This is a genomic window from Rubrivirga sp., from assembly GCF_049648075.1.
In the GTDB taxonomy this organism is placed as follows: domain Bacteria; phylum Bacteroidota; class Rhodothermia; order Rhodothermales; family Rubricoccaceae; genus Rubrivirga.
The window spans coordinates 1-9,767 of the sequence record NZ_JBARYR010000485.1 but is presented as its reverse complement, the minus strand read 5'-3'; the positions used below and the strand labels follow the sequence as shown (position 1 = coordinate 9,767).

Below are 9,767 nucleotides of genomic sequence, written 5' to 3'. Positions count from 1 at the left end.
TCAACGCCGGCCAACTCGCGGTTTACGACGACCTCGAGGACGAGCTCAAGACGGCCGTCGAGGACGTGCTCTTCGACCGCCGCGACGACGCGACGGAGCGACTGGTCAACCTGGCCGACTCGTACCGGGTGCCGGATGAGGCGCAGGTGGCCAAGGCCGCGGCGTGGCGCGAGACGTCCGTGGAAGAACGGCTGAGCTACGCCCTCGTCAAAGGCATCACCGAGCACATCGAGGCCGACACCGAGGAGGCGCGCCAGCGGTACCCGCGTCCGCTCGAGGTCATCGAAGGCCCGCTGATGGCCGGTATGAACCGCGTCGGCGACCTGTTCGGGGCCGGCAAGATGTTTCTCCCACAGGTCGTCAAGTCGGCACGCGTGATGAAGCGGGCCGTCGCCGTGCTCACGCCGTTCATCGAGGCCGAGCAGGCGGCGGGCGGCGAGGTCCAGGCCCGCACAAAAGTCTTGATGGCGACCGTCAAGGGCGACGTCCACGACATCGGCAAGAACATCGTCGGCGTGGTCCTGGGCTGCAACGGGTACGACGTGATCGACCTGGGCGTGATGGTCCCGTCGCAGCGCATCTTGGAGGCCGCGCGCGAGCACGACGTCGACGCCATCGGCTTGAGCGGGCTCATCACGCCGTCGCTCGACGAGATGGTGGCCGTCGCCAAGGAGATGGAGCGGGCCGGGTTGAAGCTGCCGCTCTTGATCGGCGGGGCCACGACCTCGAAGCTGCACACGGCCGTCAAGGTGGCGCCGCACTACAGCGGCCCGGCGGTCCACGTCCTCGACGCGTCCAAGTCCGTCCCGGCCGTCTCGGCGCTGGTGGGGGAGGGCCGCGACGCGTTCACCCGAGAGGTGGCCGACGAGTACGCCGCCGTCCGCGAGCGCTACGCCGCCCGCCAGCGGTCCCAAAAGATGCTCGCCCTCGAGGACGCGCGCGCCAACGGCCAAGACCTCGAGTTTGACGACCGGCCGGTCCCGAACACGTTGGGCATCCACGCCGACCGCGTGACGGTCGCCGAACTCCGCGACTGGATCGACTGGGGACCGTTCTTCCAGGCGTGGGAGCTCCGCGGCTCCTACCCTCAAATCCTCGAGGACGAGGCCAAGGGCGAGACCGCCCGGAAGCTGTTCGACGAAGCGAACGCGATGCTGGACGAGATCGTCGAGGGCGGCCTGCTCGAGCCGCGCGGCGTCTGGGGCCTGTTCCCGGCCTCGAGGTCGGGCGACGACATCGACCTTGAGGTCGACAGCAAAACCGTGACGCTGCACACCTTGCGGCAGCAAACACAAAAGACGCCGGGCAAGCCAAACCGTGCGCTCTCGGACATCGTCGCCCCTGTCGGCGACCACGTCGGCGCGTTCGTGGTCACGGTTCACGGCGCCGAGGCGTTGGCAGCCCAGGCCCGCGACGACGGCGACGACTACCGCGCCATCCTGATCCAGTCGCTCGCGGACCGACTGGCGGAGGCCTACGCCGAAAAACTCCATGCCGAGGTCCGCCGAGAGCACTGGGGCTACGCGCCCGCCGAGGCGCTCGAGGCCGAGGACTTGGTCCGCGAGCGTTACCGCGGCATCCGCCCCGCGCCGGGCTACCCGGCCCAGCCGGACCACACCGAAAAGGTCACGCTTTTCGACGTCCTCGAGGCCGAGCGCCATACCGGCGCCGGGCTGACGGACCACCTCGCCATGACGCCGCCCTCGACGGTGTGCGGCCTGTATCTCGCGCACCCAGACGCGGCCTACTTCAACGTGGGTGTGATCGCGCGGGATCAGGTCGAGGACTACGCGGCGCGGAAGGGGATGTCCATCGAGGACGCCGAGCGCTGGCTCGGCCCGATCCTGGCCTACGACCCAGAGCCGGCAGCGGTCGCGGCTGAGGGTCCGGGGGTTGGGGTTCATCGCCCGCGGCCTCGAGGTCAGACGCAGACGCCACGCCGTGGCGTCTCTACGACGACTGCGCCTGTGGGTACAGCCTCGAGGGCGCGGCCCGACCTCGAGATCGCATCCTGCCATCCCTCCGTCCCGCATCTCCTATCCCTCCGTGAAAAAGATCACCCTCGAGGACGCGTTCGCTCAGTTCGACGCCACCTGGACGCCCCACGTCGTGGCCGACCTCAACGCGCAGCAGGTCAAGCTCGCCAAGCTCGAGGGCGCGTTCGTCTGGCACGATCACGAGAACGAGGACGAGCTGTTCTGGGTCGTCAGCGGGCGCCTGCGGCTCGAGTTCCGAAACCAGGACCCCATCGTCCTCGAGGCCGGTGAGATCGTGGTCGTCCCGCGAGGCGTCGAGCACCGGCCGGTCGCGGAGCCGACGGCGCACGTCGTGCTGTTCGAGCCGGCCGCGATCAAGCACACCGGCAACGTCGAAACCGACCGGACGGTCCACGACCTGCCGCGGCTGTAGTTGCAGCTGAGGCCGTTCAGACACGGCCCCGCCTGCCGATACCCACCGGCAGCTCCTCTGTGTCTTGTGCGTCTCGTCGTCCTCGTTTCTGTGCTGGTAGTCTTGTCTGGCGCGTCATACTGGGCGCTGACAGCTGCCTCCAGAGCCGCCCTTGAGGGCGTGCCGCCGGACGTCGCGCGCGCCAAGACGGAGGCGACGCCCAAAGTCGACCTCGTGCCCCCGAAGGCGGACGACGGATTGCAGATCGGGTACGAGGCCAAATCGTATCCCGTATCCGGGACCACGGCCCTCGAGGTCCTCGCGTCGCTCCGGCAGCGCGGTCCGCGCTCCGACAACGAGTCGTTCTTCGGCTTGACCGAGACCTCGATGGACCTGACCTACCGGTACACCGACCTCGAAGACGGCTGCGTGGTCCACGACGTCCGGCTCGACCTCGACGTGGCCGTGACGCTGCCGGAGTGGTCGCCGTCCTCCGGTACGGACCCGGCGTTGGTGGACGACTGGGGCCAGTTCTACCGAGCCCTGGCGCGACATGAGACGACGCACCGCGAGATCGCGGAGGATGAGGCTCAAGCCTTGTACCGGCGCCTCGACGGGCTCCGTCGTGGGACTTGCGCTCTCCTCGAGGCCGAACTCCGCCACCGCCTGCAGGTCGCGCAACGAGACATCGAGGTCGCACACCGCGACTACGACGAACGGACCGGACACGGGCGCACCGAGGGCGCCGTCTGGCCTGTCCGTCCTAGAGGCCGGGCCTCAGTCGAACCGCGAGAAGTCCGGTGACCGCTTCTCGAAGAACGCCGTGAAGGCCTCCTCGGCCTCCGGCGAGCCGAGACGCTCGACGAATAGCTCGCCCTCACGCGCCATCGTCGCCCCGACCGCGTCGGCGGTGTCGCTCCGAAGCAGCGCCTTGGTCAGCCGCACGGCGGACGGCGGCTTCGCGGCCAGGACGGCCGCCCGCTCGAGCGCGTGCGCGACTGGGTCCTCGACGATCGAGTTGAGGAGTCCGACCTCGAGGGCGGTCTGGGCCGAGAACGCCTCGCCGAACAACAGCAGCTCCGACGCGCGAACCTGACCCGCCAGGCGGGGGAGGAGCAGGCTCGACGCCGCCTCGGGGACCAGCCCGAGATCCACGAACGGCATCTTGAAAAGCGCCGTCGAAGACGCGTACGCCAGGTCGCAGTGCAGCAATATCGTCGTCCCGATCCCGATCGCCGGCCCTTCGACGGCCGCGATGAGAGGCTTCGGAAAGCCGACGGCCGTGCCCAGAAACCGGAAGACCGGGCTGTCCGGGCCGGTCGGCGGGTCCATCATGAAGTCGCCCAGGTCGTTGCCGCCCGTGAACACGCCGTCGCGGCCGCTCAGCACGACGGCCCGCACGGCCGTGTCGGTCGCGGCGTCCTCGAGGGCGTCGGCGAGCGCGGCGTACATGGCCTGCGTCAGGGCGTTCTTTTTGGCGGGCCGGTCGAGGACGAGATGGAGGACGTGGCCGTCCGTCTCGGTGGTGACGTGGTCGTGGGTAGGCATCGGGGCGTGGTCGTGTCCGGCAAAGCTAACCGGCCTCGAGGTCGGCCCGAGCGATCCGGTGCTGGGGGTGTCCGCCCTCGAGGCTGCGGGCCGGGTCGCGACCTTGATGCTCACCCGGCCGAGAATCCGATCGTCCTCGAGGCCGCTATCTCGTTCTCGAGGGCGAGTCTTGACGCGTTGCCTGGGAGCTCCCTCGAGGCCGACGCGTATCTTTTCCGACCCACGCCCCGTCGCCCATGTCCGTCGCTCTCGCCGCCCCGTCCGCCGCCTCCGTTGACCGCCTTCGGTCCGGCGACGCGTCGCTCGTCCTCCAGGCCGCCCTCATCACGGGCACCGCGCTCTTGACGGCCGCGCTCGCCCAGTTCGAGCTCCGCCTCTACCTGTGGGAGATCCCGCTGACGTTGCAGACGATCGCGGTCTACGGCTCGGGCCTGTTCCTAGGCGCCCGCACCGGGGCGCTCGCGATGGGGCTCTATCTCGCGCTCGGGCTGCTCTTCCCGTTCTACGCGGGTGGCGGCACCGGCCTGGAGCACCTCGCCGGGGCCTCGATGGGCTACTTGGTCGCGTTCCCGGTCGTGGCCTGGCTCGCGGGCACCGTGACGAAGAACGACCGCGGCCTGGGCCGCACGATTCTGGCCATCGCTGCTGGCTCCGTGACGCTCTTCGCGAGCGGCGTCGTCGGGCTCCACCTGGTCGCCGGGCTGGGCTGGGCCGACGCCTTCGTCAACGGCTGGCTCCGGTTCGTCCCGTGGGACCTGACCAAGATCGCGTTCGTCGCCTCGGTCTACCTCGTCGCCCGGCGAGCGACCTCGTAGGTCCGACCTCGAGGCCGATCCCGTCGCGCCCGCCTTCGCTTCGTGCGATGGGCGGGCGCGTTTCGTTGGGGCCGTCCGTTACCCCGCCCGCGCTCCCGGCGGCTCCCTAGTCGCTCACGTTCCCCCCGATCCCATGTCCGTCCGCTCCTCTTTTACGACTCTCCTCGTGACCGTCGCCGTCCTCTCCCTCAGCGCCTGCGACACGACCGAGGACACTGCCCTCGACGTCTCCGTCGTCGACCTGTCCTTCGACATCGACGACTACGAGGACGGAGACGATCTCCGCACCGCGACCTTCGACGCCGTCGACGCTCGGGTCAACCGTGGCAACCTCGACTTCGCCCTCGAACAGGCCGGCGACGGCGCGCTCGTGATGCTCTACATCGATGTCGAACTGGTCTCGCCCGTCTTAGGCGCGGAAGGGAACACCACGTGGTCCGCGCTCCCGCTCACACGCGCCTTCGAGGAGATCGTCCCCGATGACCAAGGCGAGGACTCGACCGTGCCCGTCGTCGGGTACACGGTGTCCTACGAGTACTCGTTCGACAACCAGGATCTGTACTTCGACGTCGTGTCGTCAGCTCCGTACACCGACTTCGGCGACCGACCCGAGCCGCTGTTCGACTTCATCCTACCCCAGCGCGTCCTCGATCCCGGCAACACCGACATCGACCTCCGCCTGGTCGTGATCCCCGACGAGTTGTTCTTCGTCGACGGCCAGGCCGGCGCCCGGATCGACATGCGGGACTACGCCGCCGTCAAGGCCGCCTACAACCTCCCCGACTGATCCGTCACGTAGCGGACCCGCGTCCTCGAGGTCGAAGCCGGCCTCGAGGACGTTCCGTTTTGACAGGCCGCCGGCCTCGAGGGCGAGTCTCTAGACCTCGTTCTGGGCCGTCCACAGCGCCGCGCGCTGGATAAACTCGTTGGTCGTCTTGAGGCCGAGCTTCTGCTTGATGTGGACGCGGTGCGTCTCGACCGTCTTCGGCGAGAGCATCATCGCGTCGGCGACCTCGGCCGTCGTCAGGCCGTGGCCGAAGTGGCGGAAGACCTCGAGCTCGCGGTCCGTCAAGTCCGCAACGCTCGGCTCCGACGCCGAGTTAGACGAGAGGTAGCTCCCGACGACCCGCTCCCGTACCGACTCCGACAGGTGCAGACGGCCCTCGAGGACGGCCCGGACGGCGTCCAGAAGCGTCGAGGCCGCCTCTTGCTTGGCGACGTAGCCGTTCGCGCCGGCCCGCACGATCCGTTCGGCGTAGACCGACTCGGAGTAGGCCGAGACCGCCAGGATCTTGAGGTCCGGGTAGAGTGCGCGGAGCTGTTTCGTGAGCTCGACGCCGTCGGACCCGCCGATGGCGATGTCGACCAGCGCGAGGTGCGGTTCGCACTCCCCGATTCGGGAGAGCGCGTCGGGCGCAGTGTCGGCCTCGCCTACGATAGCGAGGTCCTTTTCAGGGGCGAGCAGGGCGCGAAGGCCCTCCCGTGTGATCGGGTGGTCTTCGACGAGGAATATGCGATGCGTCATGGGGCGTCAGTCGGCTCGAAGGCCCTGGGCCGGGGAGCAAGGAGTGGGGTTCGACGTTTCCGCGCGTCGAGAGAGTTCGGGCGCCACAGACGGAGGATACCCTAGGGGAATTGCACTATGTGTGCGGGCTTGATAAAAGTTTCAGCAATGAGTGAAACATGTCCCACGTCCCGTTAGGGGGGGCATCGGGCGCCGCCTCGAGGTGTGAGGCCGATCGCGCGCACGCTCGGAACGCTACCGGCCGTTCGGGGTGCGACCCTAAACGATACGATTCCCATGCGATTCCGCTATTCAGAGTGGGACGCCGAGCGGCACGGAACTTCGCGCTCGACGTTTGAGACTCTCCTGGACCTGTTCCAGCAACTCCTGCTCCACACCGGCGGGGACGCCGACGAAGCCCTCCGCTGGCTCACGGCCATCGATAAGGAGTACGGCCTAACGGACGAAGACATGGGCCTGGGCGACTTTATCGAGGAGCTCAAGAACAAGGGCTACATCGACCGCGACGACGACACGGGCACGATCACGATCACGGCCAAGGCTGAGCGCGGACTCCGCGAGCGCTCCCTCGAAGAGATCTTTACCAGCCTGCGCAAGGCGGGCCGAGGAAACCACAAGACCCCGTTTGCGGGCGCCGGAAGCGAGCGCCAGCCCGAGACGCGGCCCTACACGTTCGGTGACGACGTCCACGACCTCGATGTGACCGGGACGCTTCAGAACGCGTTCAAGCGCGGCGGCATCGGCGACCTGTCGCTCCACCAGGACGACTTCCAGGTGTTCGAGACCGATCACCACACGTCGGTCGCGACGGTCTTGATGATCGACCTGAGCCACTCGATGGTGCTCTACGGCGAGGACCGGATCACGCCGGCACGTAAGACGGCGCTCGCCTTGGCAGAGCTGATCACGACGCGATACCCGAAGGACACCCTCGACATCGTGGCGTTCGGGAACGAGGCGTGGGAGGTCGAGATGAAGGACCTGCCCTACCTCCAGGTCGGGCCGTACCACACGAACACGCGGGCCGGGCTCGAGCGCGCGCGCGACATCCTGCGGCGGCGGAAGAACCGGAACAAGCAGATCTTCATGATCACCGACGGCAAGCCGTCGTGTCACTTCGTGAATGGCCGGATGTACCGGAACGCGTACGGCCTGGACCGCCAGATCGTGAACAAGGTGCTGGACCAGGGCGCGATCTGCCGCCGCGAGGGGATCACGATCACGACGTTCATGATCGCGCGCGACCCGTACCTCCAGGACTTCGTCCGCCAGCTGACGGAGGTCAACAAGGGCCGCGCCTACTACGCCGGCCTCGATGAACTGGGCGGGTTCCTGTTCGAGGACTACGTCCGCAACCGTCGCAAGCGGATGCGGTAGGGAATTCGGAACGATGTTCGGAGGCTAGAGGGCTCCGTCCTCGAGGACGGTCTGTGGTAGGAGTCGACCTCGAGCCCGAGGTTCGTCATCCACAAGGCGGATTCGTTCCCGCTCACCCTTGGAGATGGTCTTTTTGCACCACGTCCTCGAGGCCGTGACCGGAATACGTTGGGTCTCCCTTCCCAAACCACCTCCCCGATGCGTTGGCTCCTACTTGCTCTGATCGCGACGTCAGCGACGGCACAGACCTCGGTCGACGACGTCTGGATCTCGTTCGCTCCCGGCGTGTTCGTCGCCGACGAGACAGAGTCGTTTGAGGACTTCCTGTCGACCATCGCCCTGCAAGCTTCACGAGGCCGGTGGACAGGGCGGCTGGCGTACGCCGAGTCGGGCGCGTTCCAGTTCGACTTCTCCGGCGCGTTTTCCTTCGTAACGACTGGAGAGCAGAGCGCCACGGTGGTGGACGTCCGGCCGACGGACTATCGGTCGCTCGTGGTTGCCGCAGGGCCTCGTACTGGACCCGGGCCGTTTACGGCCTCGATCTTGGTCGGCCCGGCGCTGACATGGGGAGACACCTTCGAAAGCCGTTCCTACCGGCGGGTCGGCGTGGGCGTGACGGCGCAGGCGGGCGCGCAGGTCGTCGGACCCGTCTGGGCCGGCCTCGAGGCGAATGGCATCGTCAACTCGGGAGCTAGCCATGCCGGCGTCGGTGGCGTCCTGCGCATCGACCTCCGGCGCGCTCCGCGATGAGGATCGCCCTCGAGGGCATGTGGTCCGTTTGCACCATGGCAGGTCCCGTCTTGGGGTCTACGTTCCTGCTCCCCCTCTGCCGGTCTCGATGACACGTCTCGCTTGTCTGAGCCTCCTTTTCCTCGTCGGCTGCGACGTCAACCCGTTCGACGAGAGCCAGCAGCCGTCGGTCCGCGTCCAAGCGGGGTCCCCGCCGGTTTTCTCGTGGGTGCCGCAGGGCGCCCGAAGCGTTCAGGTCTTTCGAGGTGCCAACGTGACCGACGCCCTCGAGGGCGCCCAGGTCTGGGCCGTGGTCGCTACCGACGGCGAGAACGGGATCCAATCGCCGGTGACCTACGGCGTGATCCCGGAGGGCGGAGAGAACAACGTCTCCGCGCGCGCCCTCGAGGCCGGACAGCCATACACAGTCTACGTCCGCCGCGATGACCCGCGCGGCACCGGCGACGGGTTCACGAACACCAACAACGAGTACTCGGACGCGGCCACGTTTATCGCGGAGTGAGCCAGACCTCGAGGTCGAACCGCTCAGTCGTTCAGGCCCCACGTGCCGCCCGTCTGGACGCCGTACGCCTGGGCCTCCGGGTTCTGGGGGAGCGGGAGCGCGCGCAGGCTGAACATCATCTGGGGCGCGAAGTTGGCGATCGCGACCGTCCCGCCGTCCGTGTTAATTCCGAACATCCGCCGGACGTCGTTGGCGACGGAGACCTGAGCGTTGACGTCGCCGGAGTTGGCCGCCTGGAGGGCCGAGAAAGCGACGGGAAGCTGCGGGTCCATCGTCACGTTGCCGCTCATCTCCCCGTCGAGGTCGTCCTCGACGTCGTACAGATCGAGGACGCGGTACGTCGGGTTCGTCCCGAACTTGCCCGCGACCACGGCCGCCTCGGGCGCGCCCTCGCCGAACAGGGCGCCGTTGGTGAAGAACAAGTTGTCGCGGATCGTGAGGTCGGACAGGTCCGACTGCTGCCAGTCCGACTGGAACGCGCCGCCGGGGTTGAACGCGAACAGGTTGCCCTCGAAGACCATTTCCCCAAAGCTGTTCGAGTTGTGCCACTCGACGGCGGACACATTCGAGGACGTGGGGTCGGGGTTGTACGGGAAGTTGAGGATGAACGAGTTGTGACGGACCGTCAGCCGGTCGTAGGCCACCGTCCGCGCGCCGAACGTGCGCGTGCGAAGCGCCAGCAAGTTGTTCAGGATGAAGTTGTTCTGGATGACCACCTCGCCGCCGGACCCGCGCGGCGGCGTCGACCCGATCTGGATGCCGCCACTGGCCCCGTTCAGGATCACGTTGTCCGCGATCACCAGCCGCTCGATCTCGCAGTAGGCGAACGCGAAGACGGGGTAGTTCCTCGAGGTCGCCTTGA

General features: G+C 67.7%; 10 protein-coding genes and 1 pseudogene. 8 read left to right on the top strand and 3 right to left on the bottom strand.

Going from position 1 to position 9,767, the window contains the following annotated elements; all coding sequences use genetic code 11:
* Nucleotides 1-65: 65 nt before the first annotated feature.
* The 3 genes and pseudogenes from WBA11_RS13700 to WBA11_RS13690 form a co-directional block, all read left to right on the top strand.
* Nucleotides 66-1,745, top strand: a pseudogene (locus tag WBA11_RS13700) (vitamin B12 dependent-methionine synthase activation domain-containing protein); the annotation flags it as partial.
* Nucleotides 1,746-2,046: 301 nt separating this feature from the next.
* Complete coding sequence (locus WBA11_RS13695) at nt 2,047-2,409, top strand: cupin domain-containing protein (RefSeq protein WP_424521231.1); 363 nt, start codon at nt 2,047-2,049, stop codon at nt 2,407-2,409.
* Nucleotides 2,410-2,499: 90 nt separating this feature from the next.
* Nucleotides 2,500-3,192: a DUF922 domain-containing protein gene (locus WBA11_RS13690; RefSeq protein WP_424521230.1), complete on the top strand. Its 693-nt coding sequence runs from the start codon at nt 2,500-2,502 to the stop codon at nt 3,190-3,192.
* On the opposite strand, the gene WBA11_RS13685 is transcribed toward WBA11_RS13690, so the two are convergent.
* Nucleotides 3,166-4,050 carry an enoyl-CoA hydratase gene (locus tag WBA11_RS13685; protein ID WP_424521229.1) on the bottom strand — a complete coding sequence of 295 codons (885 nt, stop codon included), beginning with the start codon at nt 4,048-4,050 and terminating at the stop codon, nt 3,166-3,168. The genes WBA11_RS13690 and WBA11_RS13685 overlap by 27 nt on opposite strands.
* 122 nt (nt 4,051-4,172) lie before the next feature.
* Between WBA11_RS13685 and WBA11_RS13680 the strand changes: the two genes are divergently transcribed.
* On the top strand, nt 4,173-4,751 hold the full coding sequence (locus tag WBA11_RS13680; RefSeq protein ID WP_424521228.1) for a biotin transporter BioY: 579 nt from the start codon (nt 4,173-4,175) through the stop codon (nt 4,749-4,751).
* Nucleotides 4,752-4,884: 133 nt separating this feature from the next.
* Nucleotides 4,885-5,538, top strand: coding sequence for a hypothetical protein (locus tag WBA11_RS13675; protein ID WP_424521227.1), 654 nt, complete (start codon nt 4,885-4,887; stop codon nt 5,536-5,538).
* Nucleotides 5,539-5,628: 90 nt separating this feature from the next.
* On the opposite strand, the gene WBA11_RS13670 is transcribed toward WBA11_RS13675, so the two are convergent.
* Nucleotides 5,629-6,276, bottom strand: coding sequence for a response regulator transcription factor (locus WBA11_RS13670; protein WP_424521226.1), 648 nt, complete (start codon nt 6,274-6,276; stop codon nt 5,629-5,631).
* A 276-nt stretch (nt 6,277-6,552) separates the two neighbouring features.
* Between WBA11_RS13670 and WBA11_RS13665 the strand changes: the two genes are divergently transcribed.
* The 3 genes from WBA11_RS13665 (at nt 6,553) to WBA11_RS13655 (ending at nt 8,905) form a co-directional block, all read left to right on the top strand.
* On the top strand, nt 6,553-7,653 hold the full coding sequence (locus WBA11_RS13665; protein ID WP_424521225.1) for a vWA domain-containing protein: 1,101 nt from the start codon (nt 6,553-6,555) through the stop codon (nt 7,651-7,653).
* 198 nt (nt 7,654-7,851) lie between these two features.
* The gene (locus tag WBA11_RS13660; RefSeq protein ID WP_424521224.1) at nt 7,852-8,403 is read left to right on the top strand and encodes a hypothetical protein; all 552 of its coding nucleotides are present in this window, start codon (nt 7,852-7,854) and stop codon (nt 8,401-8,403) included.
* 88 nt (nt 8,404-8,491) lie between these two features.
* A complete protein-coding gene (locus WBA11_RS13655; RefSeq protein WP_424521223.1) occupies nt 8,492-8,905 on the top strand; it encodes a hypothetical protein in 414 nt (137 codons plus the stop codon).
* Nucleotides 8,906-8,928: 23 nt separating this feature from the next.
* On the opposite strand, the gene WBA11_RS13650 is transcribed toward WBA11_RS13655, so the two are convergent.
* Nucleotides 8,929-9,767: hypothetical protein (locus WBA11_RS13650; RefSeq protein WP_424521222.1), on the bottom strand; the 839-nt coding region annotated here is incomplete at its 5' end.